The sequence below is a fragment of the Flavobacterium sp. genome (assembly GCF_046155325.1).
GTDB lineage: Bacteria > Bacteroidota > Bacteroidia > Flavobacteriales > Flavobacteriaceae > Flavobacterium.
Window position 1 is genome coordinate 1 of sequence record NZ_JBJXDQ010000092.1, and the last position, 17,992, is coordinate 17,992.

Genomic DNA, 17,992 nt, shown 5'->3' on the forward strand with positions numbered 1-17,992 from the left:
AGTGAAGAAAAAGAAGAATTAGGATTAGACATTTCTCAACACGGAGAGTTCTTATAAAAACCAAATTCATAAATATATTAAAACACCCTGAAAATTCGTTTTTAGGGTGTTTTTTTGTGTCATTTATCTTGACACATAGCAGAACTAATAGTGTTATTAGTAGAAACATAAAGCTAGAACAAACAAGGTTGTTTCTTTCCTTGCAATTCGGAAACCGAAAGATGTTACTATCAAAAGGAAAACTAATTTTTTTATAGTAGTTATCAAAAACAAAAAAAAGCTTCCAGCCTTCTTAAGGCTGGAAGCTTTTAAATTAAATCCATTTATTTGATTATTTCTTATACATAGAAATTCCTGTTTTTAACCAGATTTCATATTCTTCAACACTTACATAACTAATTGTTGGTTTATTTTTATTCAAACTATTCCCGTTTAAATCGGTCAAAACATACAAAGGTTGGGTATTGGTTTTATATTTCGAAATCATAAAATCAGTCCATTTATCACCTATAGTTTCTATTAATGATCCAGTTGTTTTTGAAACGAATTGCTCTTTTATTGGTAATTCTCTTTTATCATCAACATATAAGGAAATCAACACTACTTCATTTTTCAAAATCGATAAAACACCTTCGTCTGACCAAACATTGTTTTCCATTTTTCTACAATTCACACAGGCATAACCTGTAAAATCTAGCATTATGGGTTTGTTTACTGTTTTGGCGTAAGCCAAACCTTTTTCATAATCATCAAAAACAATAATTTGATGTGGTCCCAATTTAGCCCCATCAGGCAAAACTGCAGTCGAAGAATTGTTTCCTGAACTGCTAAATCCCAATGGACTTTCGCTATACTCTAATGGCGGCGGAAAAGCATTGATTAATTTTAGTGGTGCACCCCATAGTCCTGGAATCATATAAATTGTAAAAGACAATACTAGCAATCCAAAAGAAAGTCTACCTACAGAAATACTCGATGAAGGACTATCATGGGGCAATGTAATTTTACCGAATAAATATAAAGCCATAGCTCCAAAAATAGCTATCCAAATCGCCAAGAAAACTTCCCGTTCTAACAAATGCAATTGCAAAACCAAGTCAGCATTAGATAAAAATTTGAATGCCAAAGCTAGTTCTAGAAATCCCAAAACCACTTTTACGGTATTCAACCACCCACCCGATTTTGGTAAAGAATGTAACCAACCCGGGAACATTGCAAAAAGCATAAAAGGCAAGGCCAATGCCAATGAGAAACCAAACATTCCTATAATTGGAGCAATTCCACCTTTGGAAGCGGCTTCAACTAAAAGTGTTCCTACAATAGGTCCAGTACAAGAAAAGGAAACGATAGCTAATGCCAATGCCATAAACAAAATGCCAATAATACCGCCTCTATCCGCCTGGCTATCAACTTTATTTGCCCATGAATTAGGCAATATAATTTCGAAAGCACCTAAAAAAGAAACTGCAAAAACAACCAACAAGACAAAAAATATAATATTAAACCAAATGTTTGTTGATAAGGCATTCAAAGCGTCTGCTCCAAAAATCCATGTAACCAATAAACCTAAAATAACATAAATTAATATTATAGAAATTCCATAAATAATTGCATTTCTAATTCCTAAAGCTTTTGTCTTACTTTGTTTAGTAAAAAAACTCACCGTCATTGGAATCATCGGAAAAACACAAGGTGTTAATAATGCAGCAAATCCAGATAAAAAAGCAATAATAAATATAGACCATAATCCTTTTTGCGATTCAGGTTCTTTATTTTCAATAAGATTAGAATTAACTTCCAATACGTTACTTGACCCTAAACTTGGTGCTAAAGAATCCGCTTTTGTACTATCGGGAGCAACTATCGAGACTTCTTGTTTTACAGCTAAACCATTATTTTTAGGAACAACAAAACTGAATTTTTTATTAAGATTGATACAAACTTCTTTGCACACTTGATAATCTAATGTTACCTCGATCTTTGAAATTTTAGGATTTAGTAGTTTTATTTCTTGTTTTATTTGAACTGTTTTTTCAAAATAGGTTTCATTCACTCCAAAAACATCATTGAATGAAGTTATAGTTTTACTCTCTTTTGCTTTTCCAACCAAAGTGTAATTCCCTTTCATATCTTTAAATGCAATCTCTAATGGTAAAGGTCCACCGTCAGGCGTAAACTGAGAATACAGATGCCATTCATTTTCAATGACTCCATCAAAAGTTAAAATATAATTAGTTTTGGATTTTATTTCAATAGAAGTAGTCCATTTTACTGGATCCAAAATTTGAGAATTTACTTTGGCAAAAGCCAAAAAAGCTAAAAATATAAATATTGATTTTTTCATTTTTCTACTTCTATTTTAAGAATATTAGTTGTTTTGCTTTCAATTTTAAAACGATCGTCCTGTCGAAGACCAATTACCCAAACAATTTGATTTTCAGAACATAAAACCCAAGAATCTTCTTTTTCTATAAGAGATAATTTTTCGTCTTTGAATAATTTACTGAGCTTTTTAGTTTTACCGTTCATTCCAAAAGGATGTAAAAAATCACCTTTTATAGGTTTTCGTAAAACCAAAGGATACTCTAATTTGTTTGCATCAACAAAGATAGTTGTATTAGAGCCGACACTAATGTCAGCTACCTTACAAAAACTCAGATTTAAGGGAAAATTAACTTTGGTTTGATTTTTATCGATTAGAAATTTTTCCGTTTCTGTTGATACATTTTTAGGAATCAATATCAAAGCCCCTCTGTTTTTTAATAGTCGATAGTCATTTGAATATACTAGCTTCCCTGTTTGCCCGTCAACTAAATCATAAATATCTTGCCAAGCTGAAAATCCATAATCTTTCAACCAATAGTATAAATACGAATTATAATTATTGATTTTTTTTAATTGAATGATATCGAAATGAATTTGTTCATCAATTTCATTAGCAACATGTTGATAGACCATATTTGCTGCGTCCTCAATCATTGAGATAGAATCTTGTATATAATTTTGAGTTTTATTAAACGTAGATAAAAAATCAGGATTCATTTCTTTTAAAACAGGAATTAAGCTATGCCTAATTTTATTTCTTAAATATTTATCCGAGGCATTACTGCTATCTTCTCTCCATTCTATATTATTTACTTTAGCAAATTTCTCAATTTCTTCTCTTGAAAAAATTAAAAGTGGCCTGATAATATTTCCGTTTTGAGAAGGAATTCCAGTTAAACCTTCTATTCCAGTCCCTCGTGTTAGATTAATAAAAAAAGTTTCTGCATTATCATCGGCATGATGTGCTGTTAAAATGAAATCAAATTTTTCTGAATCAATAATCTCCTGAAACCAATGATATCGTAACTCTCGTGCAGCAACTTGTATTGAAAGTTTATATTCTTTAGCAAAAGCTTCTGTATCAAAATGAGTCAAAAAAAGTTTGACATCATTAGCTTCGGCATAATTTTGTATAAACTTTTGATCTTCAAAACTTTCTAATCCTCGAAGTTGAAAATTACAATGAGCCATAGCAATTTCAAATGGCATTTTACGAAACAACTCAACCATTACCATACTATCTATACCTCCACTTGTTGCCAAAAGGAGTTTTTTTCCATATAAAAAAGGAAAAAATTCAGAAATATGGTATTGGATTTTTTGTAACATTTTCAAATTTAGTTAATTCAGATGAATTTAACTCAATACTTCACGCATCGCTTTTGCTTTTAGTAAGCACTCTTCATATTCCATTTCGGGAATCGAAAGTGACGTAATAGCACTTCCAACAGAAAAAGAGGTGTATTTGTTTTCTTGATTATATAAGATACTTCGAATTACGACATTAAAATCAAAATCATTATCAGGAGTAAAATAACCTACAGCCCCGCTATACAAACCTCTTTTGGTTTCTTCTAATTCTTCAATAATTTTCATAACAGAAACCTTAGGTGTTCCCGTCATACTGCCCATCGGAAAAGTAGTTTTAATAGCATCAACAACCGAATATTTAGTATCTAATCTCGATGTAATTGTAGAAATCATTTGATGCACTTGCTCAAACGAATAAATACCACACAATTCCTCGACTTTTACTGTCCCTTTTTGAGCAGTGCGTGACAAATCGTTTCGAACCAAGTCAGATATCATAATATTCTCTGTTCGCTCTTTTGGGTCTGAAGCTAAATCCATTTTTGACTTCTCATCTTCTTTTGGGTCAAGAAATCGTTTTGCAGTTCCTTTTATTGGTTGAGAAATTAGCAACTCCCCTTCTTTTTTCAAATACCGTTCTGGCGATGCAGAAAGCAAAAAATGATTGTTGTTTTTAAAATAAACTGCCAAAGGTGATTTAGAAATTTCATTAAGTTTTAAAAAATTTTCCAAAGGGTTAATTGTAGTATTTTCAATAAAAAACTCCATGCAAAAATTAGCTTCATAAATATCGCCACGATGAATATACTCCAGAATTTTGGATGCTTTTTCTAAATAATTTTCTTTCGAAATTCGTTGTTTTATCTCAATATCTGAAATTTCAAATCTGAAATCTACTTTTTGCAATCTGATATCCTCAAAATCTTCTTCAATTTCATCATCACACATATTGAGATATTGCATTTCGAGTTGATTTCCTTTTATTAAAAATAATTTCTTGGGCTGAAAGAAAAACAAATCAGGAAAATCTAATCCATCAAAATTAGTAGAATTCAAATCTTCAACATTATTTTTTAAATCATAGGATAAATAACCAAACAACCAATCTTTAGTTATCTGTTGGTATTGATTCAAGTCTTCAAAAGCATTTTGATAATCAGTTTTTATAGATGTAAAAGCATCTACAGCCAACATACAATCAAAACTAGAATATTGTTGCGGATAATCGTTACTATCCATAAAAACAACTTCTCGAAACTGTTGTCCCCAAGCCAATATTTGTTGTTTGAATCGTATTGGATTCTCGATTTTTTTTATAATTGATGTTCTCAAGGAATTAAGGTGTTTTTAAAAAATTCAAAATTACGACAAATTTTAATGAAATTTTTCGTTACATTTATAGTATAATTAACCACTAAATCCGTGTATTATGAAAATTACAATCATTATTATCCGAACTTTAATTGGGCTTTTATTTCTATTTACATCAATTGGTTTCTTTCTTAAACTAATGCCTGAACCGGAATTAACTGGAAATTTCAAGGCTTTTCAGGTTGGTCTTGTTGCTTCAAATTATTTGATTCCTTTGGCAAAATCGGTTGAACTGCTTTGCGGATTGTCATTTGTCGCCGGTCGTTTTGTAACCTTGGCAAATCTTTTAATACTACCTGTTACCATAAACATTTTGTTTATCAATTTCTTTCTGACTCCTGAAGGAATTCCAATCGCCTTATTCGTGTTTTTTGGAAACTTGTTTTTAATTTACAGTCATTGGGAAAATTATAAAGGACTTTTTGTGGCAAAATAAATTGAACTTATTATAAAAGAAACCCGACAGGTCTTAAAACTTGTCGGGCTTATGTTTGAAATAATATGTTCTAATTACACGTGTAAAGCTCTATTATCTGTTGCTGCTAATGCTGCTTCTTTTATTGCTTCGGCAAAAGTAGGATGTGCGTGGCTCATTCTCGAAATATCTTCGGCAGATGCCCTGAATTCCATGGCAGTTACCGCTTCGGCAATTAAATCAGCGCAACGAGCACCTATCATGTGAACGCCTAGAACCTCGTCTGTTTTAGCATCGGCAAGAATTTTTACAAAACCGTCTAAATCTCCGCTCGCTCTTGCTCTTCCTAAAGCTTTAAAAGGGAAACTACCCGATTTAAACTCCACACCTGATGCTTTTAATTGCTCTTCGGTTTGTCCTACGGCAGCCACTTCTGGCCAAGTATAAACCACTCCCGGAATCAAATTATAATTGATATGTGGTTTTTGTCCTGCCAATATTTCGGCAACCATTGTTCCTTCTTCTTCTGCTTTATGTGCTAACATTGCTCCACGAACTACGTCGCCAATAGCGTATATATTAGGGACATTGGTTTGCAAATGATCGTTAACTTCCACCATTCCTCTGTCGGAAATTTTAACTCCAGCTTTATCCGCATTCAAACCGTCGGTATAAGGACGACGACCTACTGAAACTAAAGAATAATCCCCTTCTAAAGTAATGGTTTCTCCTTTTGCATTTTCAGCTTGAACTGTTACATTATTACCTTTTCTTTCCACAGATTTCACTTTGTGAGAAACGTAGAATTTCATTCCTTGTTTTTTCAAAACTTTGGTCAATTCTTTAGACAATGCAGCATCCATTCCAGGAATAATTCTGTCCATAAATTCTACAACTGAAACTTGCGCTCCTAATCGTAAATAGACTTGACCTAATTCGATGCCAATAACCCCTCCACCAATAATAACGAGATGTTTTGGAACTTCTTTAAGCGACAAAGCTTCGGTTGAAGTGATGATTCTTTCTTTATCAATTTTGATAAACGGCAACGAAGATGGTTTAGAACCCGTTGCAATAATAATATGTTTGGCTTCCACAGTTTCTGAAGTTCCGTCTGCTTTTGCAACAGCAACATGTGTTGCATCTACAAAAGATCCTAAACCGTTTAATATAGTCACTTTGTTTTTGTCCATCAAATAATTGATTCCGCCTGATGTTTGATCCACAACGGCTTGTTTGCGGGCAATCATTTTTTCTAAATTTACTTTTATTTCCCCAACAACCTCAATCCCGTGATCCGCAAAATGAGCTATTTCACTATATTGATGAGAAGAAGCTAATAATGCTTTTGATGGAATGCACCCAACATTGAGGCAAGTTCCGCCAAGAGTAGAATATTTTTCTATAATAGCGGTTTTGAAACCTAATTGTGCGCAACGAATTGCTGCTACATATCCTCCAGGACCTGAACCTATAATGACTACGTCAAATGAACTCATAGTTTGATTGTTTTTATTTAAGTGATGCAAAAATAAGTTATTTTGCTTGAAATTATTAAATTTTATTTAACAAATTGGCTTTAATTTACATAAAAACACATCTGTAATTTATTTTAAAAACCAAAAAAAAATCCATTTCAAATATAGAAATGGATTAAATATATTATTCTAGAAATTCTATCTTACTTAAAAACTACTCCAAACTTCATTGCTTCAGCTTTGGCTTCAGGAATTAATCTTTTTAAATTGGCTATTCTTGTGGCATCTGCTGGGTGGGTACTAAGCATTTCTGGTGGTTTAGCTCCGCTTGAACTTGCAGACATTCTTTCCCAGAAAAAAATTGCTTGTTCCAGATTATACCCTGCAATAGCCATTAATGTTAATCCTATTTTGTCTGCTTCTGTTTCATGACTCCTACTAAATGGTAACATGACTCCTACTTGAGAACCAATACCATAATACTCTTGCCACATTTTTTGTTTCTCATCACTTTGCGAACCCGTTGCCACTGAAACCCCTACAGCTCCAATTTGTTGTAATTGGGCAGCGCTCATTCTTTGAGCTCCATGGTTAGCTAAAGCATGAGAAACCTCATGTCCCATAACAGTTGCTAGTCCAGCTTCATCTTTGGTTATTGGAAGAATTCCCGTATAAACTACAATTTTTCCACCAGGCATACACCAAGCATTAACTTCTTTATTTTCAATTAGTTTATATTCCCATTGATAATCTTTCAAATAATCGGCGTGACCATTTGCAGTAAGCCAACGTTCAGCGGCATTCTTAATTTTAATACCAACAGATTCTACTCGTTTTGAATCTAATGTTCCAATTATTACTTTGTTTTCTTTCAAAAAAGTTCCATATTGTTGAAATGCTGATGGAAACAATTGACTATTAGAAACAAAATTTAGATTTTTTTTACCCGTAAAAGGATTTGTAGCACATGAAATTATTAATAAGAATATGCTAATTACTATATATTTATTGTAATTTTTCATTTTATAAAATTATATTATTCCCCAATAATATGCAACTCTGTAAAATCTTTATTTATTAATATATAATTTTCAGAATCAAAAACTTTTTTATCAAACACTATTTTTTCGTTATCAATTTCAATCTTTTTAATTTTAAATGGAAGTCCGTATAAATTCAATTTAAATGTCGAATAATTAGTATCGTATTTACCGTCTTTATGCAATTGAAGGATTAATTCTTTTTCTTTTCCTGTGGCCTGAAAAGACAATAAACTAAATCGTCCTTTTTTGTAATCATAACCGTCTTGAGCATCTTCATAGACCTCTGATTTTTCTTTACCCTCTTTATAATAAACATCAAGTATTAATTCATCAAACTCTAACTCACCCACATATTGTTGTACAGGATATTTTGGAATTATCGCACCCGCCTTAACAAAAATTGGAATTTGATCAAATTTAGAATCAACCCACATTTCTTTACCGCCAGTAATTAATTCATTAGTCCAATAGTTATACCATTGTCCTTTTGGCATATACAACCTTCTTCCTAATGAATTTGGCTCCAAGATTGGGCAAACCAAAATTTGATTACCAAAAATGAATTCGTCATTTCTATAATGCGTTTGAATATCATCTTGATCATAATACACCAAAGGTTTCAACATCGGTATCCCTTCTTCAATATATTGCCAAAACATGGTATATAAATAAGGTAATAATTGATATCTAAGGTTAACGAATTTTCTTGTAATATCGATAACTTCTTCGTCAAATGCCCATGGCTCTTGATTTCCATGATCTCCTGACGAGTGTGTTCTACAAAAAGGATGAAAAACTCCTAATTGGATCCATCGAGCATATAATTCTCCTGATGGTTGCTCTGCAAATCCCCCAATATCTGAACCCGTAAATCCCATACCTGAAATACACATTCTTTGCACTTGAATATTGGCTATCCATAAATGTTCCCATGTTGCAACATTATCTCCTGTCCAAGATGAAGTATAACGCTGTGCACCTGAATATGCTGATCTAGTAATTACAAACGGTCTTTTAGGATATGCGAATCTTTTTACACCATGATAAGTGGCTCTTGCCATTTGAGTACCATAAATATTATGGGCTTTTCTATGACTACAAGGATTTCCATCATAATTATGGCGAACATCCATTGGAAAAGTTTTATTAGGAACCTCCATTACAGCAGGCTCATTCATATCATTCCACACTCCTTTTACTCCAATATCAGAAATTAATTCTTTAAATAATCCAGCCCACCATTCTCTAACTTCTGGATTGGTATAATCCGGGAAATTACATTCTCCAGGCCAAACTTTTCCTTTCATATAGGGACCGTCAGCTCTTTTGCAAAAATAATCTTTTGCTAATGCTTCTTTGTAAACCGAATATTCTTTGTCAATTTTAATTCCTGGATCAATAATAACGATAGTTTTAAATCCATCATCGGCTAATTCTTTTACCATTCTTTTTGGATCTGGAAAGTATTCTTTGTTCCAAGTAAAACAACGAAATCCTTCCATATAATCAATATCTAAATAAATAGCATCACAAGGAATTTGCAATTCTCTAAATTTAGCCGCCACTTCTTTTACATTACTTTCTGGGTAATAACTCCACTTACATTGATGATATCCCAATGCCCACAAAGGAGGTAATTCAGGCTTTCCAGTTAAATCGGTATAAGTCGTAACTACATCTTGCATTTGTGGTCCATAAATAAAATAATAATTCATTTCACCACCCTCTGCCCAAAAACTGGTTACGTTTCTTCTTTCATGACAAAAATCAAAATGTGTTCTAAAAGTGTTATCGAAGAAGATTCCATACGATTGCTTTTTTTGAAGTCCAATATAAAAAGGGACTACTTTATATAAAGGTTCTTGATCTTTATTAAATGCATACTGATCGGTAGCAAAATTTTCTAATCTTTTGCCTTTCAAATTCAACTGAGTTGCTTTATCTCCAAGTCCATAAAAACATTCTCCATCCTTAGAGGCTTTACTCATTTTTACAATATTTCCTCCAAACTCAAAACTTTCTTCCCAATGAAAACCTAATTCGTCTTCCAATAAAACATTATTGTTCAAATCAAATATAGACACTCTCATATCAATTTTTTGAATTTTACAAATAACCTTACTTGTTTTTACTTGGTAAAAATCCTTTTCTTCAGTAATTTCAAGAAAATTATAACCATGAGAATGGCTTTTATCTATTGCGTAAGAAAAATCGTTGCTGAAATATCCTTTTGTAGTATATCGAAAACGAATCATACTATCTCTGAGAACCGTCAACTTTAAAATGACGCTATTGTTTGTATAAAAACAAAATGAATCAACTTCCTTTTCGAATGAAACTATTGCGGTGGGATATAAATCTCCTTTAAATTCTAACTCTGTATTTGTAATCATACTTCTGTGCTTTATAATCTATTTTTCATTTTTGTAAAAATATAAAATTTACATTTTTTTGCCTATTAAAAGCACTAATATATTCACGAAATCGATGTATTTGTTATTAAAAAATCACATCATAAATAAACCCAACTTTTTTTACTTATTTCTCAAAATAAAGCAAAAAAATATTGGGTTATGATATATAAAAAAATGATTTAGCTATATTTAAAAACAGTAACACTTAATGGCGGCAAAAGTAACTCTATTGAGTAATCTCTACCGTCATAAGGTGATGCTTCTATTGCTAATTTATTTGGATTCAAAATTCCACTGCCTCCATAAATAGTTGCATCACTATTAAAAACTTCTACTAACTTACCTTTTTTAGATAAGCCTATACGATAATTTTGGCGAACAACTTGAGTAAAATTACAAACCACAATCAAATCATCTTTTGATTTATTTCCTTTTCTAATATAAGACATTACAGCGTTTTGATGATCGGAATAATTAATCCATTCAAAACCGTCTGGGCTGAATTGTTTTTCATGAAGTGCGGGTTGTGTTTTATACAATGCATTTAAATCTGTAATTGCTTTTTTAATTCCATTGTGATAGTCATATTGTAACAAATGCCAATCTAAGCTTCCCTCAAAATTCCATTCAGCACTTTGCCCAAATTCACTACCCATAAACAACAATTTAGTACCTGGATGTGTAAACATATAACCGTAAAGCAAACGTAGATTAGCAAATTTTTGCCATTCATCTCCAGGCATTCTTCCTGCTATAGATTTTTTACCATAAACCACTTCATCATGGGAAAGTGGCAACATAAAATTCTCGGTATAGGTATACGTCATCGAAAAAGTTAATTCATTTTGATGGTATTTTCTATATACTGTTTCTTTTTTAAAATATTCTAAAGTATCATGCATCCAACCCATCATCCATTTCATCCCAAACCCTAAACCTCCCGCAAATGTTGGTCTAGAAACCATTGGAAAAGAGGTGCTTTCCTCAGCAATAGTTTGTACTCCTTCAAAACTAGAATACACTGCTTCATTAAATTCTTTTAGAAAACTAATGGTGTCTAGATTTTCTCTTCCTCCAAAAATGTTTGGTTCCCACTCTCCCTCTTTTCTTGAATAATCTAAATATAACATTGAGGCCACAGCATCTACCCTAAGTCCATCAACATGGTAATGTTGCAACCAGAAAATAGCATTACTTATTAAAAAAGAACGTACCTCATTTCGTCCATAATTAAACACTAAACTTTTCCAATCTGGATGATATCCTTTTCTTCGATCTGGGTGTTCAAAAAGATTTGATCCATCAAAAAACCCTAAACCATGGGCATCATCAGGAAAATGGGATGGAACCCAATCTAAAATTACTCCAATACCTGCTTGATGCAATTTATCGACCAATAGCATAAAATCTTGAGGCTTTCCAAAACGAGATGTCGGTGCAAAATATCCAACTAATTGATATCCCCATGAAGGATCATAAGGATACTCCATGATAGGCATAAACTCTACATGTGTAAAACCTGTTTCCTTAATATAACTCACGAGCTCATCTGCTAATTCTATGTAAGTCAAAAAATTTCCATCTGAATTACGCTTCCATGACCCTAAATGAATTTCATAAACAGAATACGGTTTATCTAAATCATTGTTCTCTTTTCGGGTTTTCATCCATTCAGTATCTTTCCACTGGTAATTTAAATCCCAAATGACAGAAGCAGTATGAGGAGGGTGTTCACAGTATAAAGCAAAAGGATCAGCTTTCTCTGTGATGATTCCTTCATTGTTTGATTGTATCTTGTATTTATAAGTGGTTCCTTTTTCAAGTCCTGGTATAAATCCTTCCCATATTCCAGAAGAATCCCAACGAATATTTAATTGGTGATCCCCTTGAATCCAAAAATTAAAATCGCCGACTACAGAAACCGAACGAGCTGTTGGTGCCCATACAGCAAAATAAACGCCTTTTACTCCATCAACTTCAATAATATGTGCTCCTAGCTTTTCGTATAATCTGAAATGTTTTCCCGCTTTAAATAAATCTATATCGAAGTCTGTAAATAGGGAATATGGCTGTACTTTGCTCATTATTTATGTTGTTTTATTTGTTATATCTTAAGTGAATTTTACAATTTCAACTTATTAAATTGATTATTCAATATTAAATAAGTGAAAAGGCAAATCTGGAGAAAGTTCAACAAAATTAAACTCTTTATTCCAAATATACTTGTTATCTGTAATTAGATCTGTTATTTTAAGCGGTAATTCAATTAGTAATTCATTTGGAATTTTAACCGTTGCTTGAATAGTATGAAAAGCATTTAGACTTACCACCATAAATGTTTTGTTTTTATTCTCATCATCAAATTTATAATAAGCTAAAACTTGGTCATTATTTGTCTCACAAAAAACAATATTATTAGTTTGTTGCAATGAAATTTGAATTTTTCTAATAGAATTAATTCGAGTAATTAGGGTGGTTATTTTGTTTTGCTTTTTCCAATCCCACTTTACAAATTCATATTTTTCAGAATCCAAATATTCTTCTTTTCCTGGAGCCATTGGAGCAGAAATTTGATATTCAAAAACAGGTCCATAAATACCAACACTTGAACTTAATGTTGCTGCAAGAAAATACTTTTGCAAATGAATAGACTCATTTCCATTTTGTAATGCTAATGGGTTTATATCAGGGGTATTCGGCCAGAAATTAGGACGATAAAACTCTTTTTGCTCCGATTGTGTCAATTCAGTAACATATTCAATCAATTCACTTTTTGTGTTTCTCCAAGTAAAATAAGTATACGACTGACTAAATCCTTGCTTTGCCAATTCGTTCATGATTTTTGGGCGTGTAAATGCTTCCGCTAAAAACAACACATCAGGATGTTTTTTCTTAATTTCAGAAATTAACCAACCCCAAAAAAAGAAAGGTTTCGTATGAGGATTATCTACTCTGAAAATTTTAATGTCGCATTCCTCAATCCAATACAAAGCAACGTCGAGCAATTCTTGCCAAAGGTTCTTCCAATCACTACTTTCAAAATAAATAGGTTGAATATCCTGGTATTTTTTGGGAGGATTTTCAGCATATTGTACAGTTCCATCGGGACGCCATTTAAACCATTGTGGAAAATCTTTCACATAAGGATGATCGGGTGCAGCTTGTAATGCATAATCCATTGCTACTTCAATTCCTAACTTTTTTGCTGTTTTAACCAATGATTTAAAATCATCAATTGTTCCTAATTCAGGGTGGATTGATTTATGCCCCCCATACTGAGAACCTATGCCCCATGGAGAACCAACATCGCCATATTCAGCGTTAGTAGCGTTGTTTTTTCCTTTGCGATTAACTTCTCCTATAGGATGAATTGGAGGAAAATACAGCGTATCAAATCCCATTCTAGCTACTCTAGGTAATAATTTTTCACAATCCTTAAATGTACCGTGTTTTCCTTCTTCTTGAGAGGCGGATCGGGGGAAAAACTCATACCAAGTACTAAACAAAGCCTTCTCTCGATCTACATAAACTTCTAACTCTAAAGATTTATTTTCTAAAAATAGAATTGGATATTTTTTGAAAATTTTGTGTAATTTGGGGGATAAAGCTTCCTGTATTGCTTTATCATAATCGGATTCGTTTACAAAATAATTAGCAACTGTTTCAAGATATTCTTTCTCGGAAGCATTTGCTAAATCCTTAATAGCACTAACATATTCAGCACCCTCTAATAATTCAGATTTTACATACTGATTATCTTGTATTTTCCGTTCTGTGCCGTGTTGCCAATTCAATGCATAATCAACCCAGCCTTCGACAAAATAAGTATAACAACCTTGTTTTTCAACTTTAAATGTAGCCTCCCACTCATCATTTACTTTGGGAACCATTCTTACTTCTTGCCATTTTTTGTCATCTTGATGTTTAAATTTCACACAACATTCAATAACATCATGTCCATCTGAAAAGACATCTGCAGTAACGACTACTATTTGATTTACAATTCTTTTAATTGGGTAAATTCCACCATCCAATTGTGGCAAAACATTTTCAATTACTATTCGGGTTTGATTTTGCATTTTTTTATAATTACAATTCCTTAAGATTTTAAAAAAACAACTAGAGATTATTTTATTGTGAAATTATTTGGCAGAACAACGCCTTTTTTAACTACAACAATGCCCTCTTTAACTGCATACAACTCATTTGAGGTATCGTCTAAATGTTTTCCTCCGTTTATGTATACATCATTTCCAATTCTACAGTTTTTGTCAATAATAGCTGTACTTATAAAGCATCTTTCGCCAATACCTATCAACTGCTTATTATTTGCGATATCTTTATTCATATCTTCAATATTTTGATATAAATCGTTACCCATAACATAGCTATTTTGAATAACACTATCCTCGCCAATTCTAGATCGAATTCCTATAACGGAATTAGTAATTTCTTTAGCATTCAAAATACAACCTTCCGAAATCAAAGATCGATCTACCTTTGTCTTTTTGAATTTAGTTGGAGGTAGTAACCTTGGACGAGTATATATTTTATTTTCATTATCAAACAAATTAAATTGAGGTACATCTTCAGTTAAACCAATATTAGCCTCAAAAAAGGAATCAATGTTTCCAATATCAGTCCAATAGCCTTCATACTGAAAACTAAACACTTTTTTCCCTCCAACAACAGCTTGAGGCATAATTTCTTTTCCGAAGTCTTTCGTGTTTGGATTTGACATAATATCAACCAACAATTGTTTATTGAAAATATAAATTCCCATTGAGGCTAAATAATGCTTTCCTTCACTTTTCATCTGATCACTAACATCCGATTTCCAATCAACTAATAATTCCTTAGCTGGTTTTTCAATAAAAGATTCAATACAACTTTGATCATTAGTTTTTAAAATACCAAATTCAGGAGCATCCTTTTCGTTTACAGGTAAAGTAGCTATTGAAATGTCAGCTTCACTTTTTATATGCGCTTCAATCATTTCATCTAAGTCCATTTGATACAATTGATCTCCTGAAAGAATCAAAGCATAATCAAAATTATGATTTAAAAAATGGGGCATACATTGTCTAACAGCGTCCGCTGTTCCTTGAAACCATCCTGCATTATCAGGGGTTTGTTCTGCCGCAAGAATATCAACAAAAGCATGGCTAAAAAGGCTGAAATTATATGTATTCTTGATATGTGCATTTAACGATGCCGAATTAAATTGTGTTAAAACAAATATTCGATAAATATCTGAATTCATACAGTTTGAAATTGGAATATCTACTAATCGATATTTACCCCCAATGGGAACGGCTGGTTTTGAACGCGATTCCGTCAACGGATATAACCTAGATCCTTGACCTCCACCAAGAATAATTGCAATAACATTTTTCTTTTTAGCTTTCATTTTTATTTATTATTAAATTATACACTCCTATATACTCCTTACAAACATTTTCCCAAGAATGATCAATATTCATTCCTTTCTTTATTATTTGATTTAACTTCTTTTTGTCTTTAAACAAATCTACTGCTCTTCGAATGGAATAACAAATATCTACAATAGAGGCTTGGTCATGACAAATTCCATTGCCATCATCTCCAAGATCTATTACAGTATCTTTTAATCCGCCAGTTCTTCTAACAATAGGAATTGTCCCGTATGCTAAGGCATACATCTGATTCAAACCACAAGGCTCAACTCTAGAGGGCATCAATAAAAAATCAGATCCTCCATATATTAAATGTGCCAGCTCTTCATTATACCCAATAACCACATTATAATTACCAATAAAACTAGTTTTCAAATGATTCAGCTGTTTCTCAATTTCAACATTTCCTGAACCTAAAATTAAAATATTTATTTCTTTATAATTCTCCGACAAAGCCATTGCTGCTGAAGGAGGTAATAAGTCGGCACCTTTTTCATCTAACAATCTCCCTATAAAACTAAAAAGAGGCTTTTTTGGATCTAAATTAAATTGACTACATAATTTTTCTTTATTATACTGTTTTCCTTTTTTAAAATTATTTACAGAATAATTAACTTCAATAAATTTATCAGTCAATGGCTCCCAAACTACTTTATCTATGCCGTTTAATATCCCCTCTGATTTAAATTTTACTTTCTGAAATAACAATTCTAAACCAAAAGCTGAATAAGTAATTTCATCCAAATAAGTTGGAGAAACTGTCGTTACCCTTTTAGCAGAATTAATTCCTGTAGCCAAAGAGTTAATTCTATTATTCCATTCTAATTCAACAACCTTAGTCAAATCAAATTCTGGCAAATAATGCAATTTATCAAAACTAAACTCTCCCTGATAAATCGAATTGTGAATTGTTATCACAGATGAAACATTTCTAAAATTCTGATATTTATTGGAATAAATCATCATAAACGGAATTAAACCTGTATGATGATCGTGGCAATGTATAATATCAGGAACTGTATTTCTTGTTATTAACCAATCTAATGCTGCAATCTGAAAAGCCAAAAATCGCTCAATATCATCTTCATAACCATAAATATCTTTTCTATCAAATAACTCAGGAATTTCAACTAAATACAATTCAAATCCATTAACATTATAAATTTCTTTATGAATATTAAATGGAAAATTAAAACTTCCTAATTTAACATTATTTGAATATAGAATTTTAAGCTCCTTTTCTTTAATGCTTATTGATTTATAATAAGGAATTACAACCTTTACATCATGATCTGATTTTCTTAAATATTTTGGCAAAGCTCCTACAACATCGGCTAAACCACCTACTTTTGCAACTGGATAACACTCAGCAGCTATATGAAATATTTCCATTCAAGAAGTTAATTAATTACATAAATACAAAAAATAATACTCAAAACGAACTATAAAAAATCAATTATGTTTTTCTAAATTTAGTGAAAAAATATTAATATACTAACTACTTACAAGTTTTATTGATATGCCAAAAAAAAGTGTTTATACTGTCAAAAATTTAAAATTTCTAAATCAATTATCCCAACTAGTATATATATCGTTATAATTTTGAATTAATTCTCAATTCATATTTTTATATAATTATGTACAATAATTTATAAATCATAATATACAAAGCAATAATAACAAATTATATTAAAGCGTATCAGTATACAAGCCGCTAACACATAAATCGTTTATTAAAATGTATAAGAAATAAATTAATTTTTTATACTACAGATAGAAAATTTGGTCATTATATATAGTAAAACCAAAATATAACCCTGTTTTTATCGAAACTAGATTTTTCAAAAGAAACCTGCAGGCAGGGGTGACATTTGAGATTAAAAAAAGGAAGCACTTTAAGCTTCAGGTATTTTTAAAACTTCAAAAAATATAAATCCCGAGACTTTATCGGAAAAGGCGAAGCAAAGGAGACAAACCGAGTCCCAATAAATAGGGACGAACATAATGTACCTATAAAAAACCCTCATTCGCCGTGGCGAATGAGGATTTAAAGAAATGCGACGAACCGAGTCTAGATAATTTGTGACGAACACGTCGATTCAAAATAAAAAACCCTGTTTCTAACGAAACAGGGTTTTCAAAGACCGAGGCTTTAGCCGAACAGGCGGAAGCAAATGCGACGAACTGAGTCCCGATACTT

Annotated in this window: 12 protein-coding genes; 1 reads left to right on the forward strand and 11 read right to left on the reverse strand. The window is 31.9% G+C overall.

Features of this window, described 5'->3' with window-relative positions:
* Window positions 1-331: 331 nt before the first annotated feature.
* From ACKVOD_RS06240 to ACKVOD_RS06250, 3 genes are read right to left on the reverse strand one after another with little or no spacing between them, the layout of a single operon-like run.
* Window positions 332-2,344 carry a cytochrome c biogenesis protein CcdA gene (locus tag ACKVOD_RS06240; protein WP_409208608.1) on the reverse strand — a complete coding sequence of 671 codons (2,013 nt, stop codon included), beginning with the start codon at window positions 2,342-2,344 and terminating at the stop codon, window positions 332-334.
* On the reverse strand, window positions 2,341-3,654 hold the full coding sequence (gene tilS, locus ACKVOD_RS06245; protein WP_409208609.1) for a tRNA lysidine(34) synthetase TilS: 1,314 nt from the start codon (window positions 3,652-3,654) through the stop codon (window positions 2,341-2,343). The genes ACKVOD_RS06240 and tilS overlap by 4 nt, the downstream gene beginning before the upstream one ends.
* A 27-nt stretch (window positions 3,655-3,681) precedes the next feature.
* The gene (locus ACKVOD_RS06250; protein ID WP_409208610.1) at window positions 3,682-4,968 is read right to left on the reverse strand and encodes an anthranilate synthase component I family protein; all 1,287 of its coding nucleotides are present in this window, start codon (window positions 4,966-4,968) and stop codon (window positions 3,682-3,684) included.
* Window positions 4,969-5,065: 97 nt separating this feature from the next.
* On the opposite strand from ACKVOD_RS06250, the gene ACKVOD_RS06255 reads away from it, so the two are divergent.
* On the forward strand, window positions 5,066-5,443 hold the full coding sequence (locus ACKVOD_RS06255; RefSeq protein ID WP_409208611.1) for a DoxX family protein: 378 nt from the start codon (window positions 5,066-5,068) through the stop codon (window positions 5,441-5,443).
* Window positions 5,444-5,517: 74 nt separating this feature from the next.
* Here ACKVOD_RS06255 and lpdA read toward each other — a convergent pair whose 3' ends face one another.
* The 8 genes from lpdA to ACKVOD_RS06295 form a co-directional block, all read right to left on the reverse strand.
* Entirely contained in the window at window positions 5,518-6,921 is a 1,404-nt protein-coding gene (lpdA, locus tag ACKVOD_RS06260; protein WP_409208612.1) for a dihydrolipoyl dehydrogenase, read from the reverse strand.
* A 182-nt stretch (window positions 6,922-7,103) separates the two neighbouring features.
* Window positions 7,104-7,922 (reverse strand): M48 family metallopeptidase, encoded by an 819-nt coding sequence (locus ACKVOD_RS06265; protein ID WP_409208613.1) that lies wholly within the window; start codon window positions 7,920-7,922, stop codon window positions 7,104-7,106.
* Between the two features lie 14 nt (window positions 7,923-7,936).
* Window positions 7,937-10,336, reverse strand: a complete 2,400-nt coding sequence (locus ACKVOD_RS06270) for a glycoside hydrolase family 31 protein (protein ID WP_409208614.1) — start codon at window positions 10,334-10,336, stop codon at window positions 7,937-7,939.
* A gap of 200 nt (window positions 10,337-10,536) precedes the next feature.
* The gene (gene glgB / locus ACKVOD_RS06275; RefSeq protein ID WP_409208615.1) at window positions 10,537-12,441 is read right to left on the reverse strand and encodes a 1,4-alpha-glucan branching protein GlgB; all 1,905 of its coding nucleotides are present in this window, start codon (window positions 12,439-12,441) and stop codon (window positions 10,537-10,539) included.
* A gap of 63 nt (window positions 12,442-12,504) precedes the next feature.
* A complete protein-coding gene (locus tag ACKVOD_RS06280) occupies window positions 12,505-14,436 on the reverse strand; it encodes an alpha-1,4-glucan--maltose-1-phosphate maltosyltransferase (RefSeq protein ID WP_409208616.1) in 1,932 nt (643 codons plus the stop codon).
* A 47-nt stretch (window positions 14,437-14,483) separates the two neighbouring features.
* Window positions 14,484-15,767, reverse strand: a complete 1,284-nt coding sequence (locus ACKVOD_RS06285) for a glucose-1-phosphate adenylyltransferase (RefSeq protein ID WP_409208617.1) — start codon at window positions 15,765-15,767, stop codon at window positions 14,484-14,486.
* Window positions 15,757-17,184, reverse strand: a complete 1,428-nt coding sequence (locus tag ACKVOD_RS06290) for a glycogen synthase (RefSeq protein ID WP_409208618.1) — start codon at window positions 17,182-17,184, stop codon at window positions 15,757-15,759. Before ACKVOD_RS06290 ends, ACKVOD_RS06285 begins: the two co-directional genes overlap by 11 nt.
* Window positions 17,185-17,802: 618 nt before the next feature.
* On the reverse strand, window positions 17,803-17,992 hold a 190-nt coding region (locus tag ACKVOD_RS06295; protein ID WP_409208619.1), incomplete at its 5' end, for a hypothetical protein.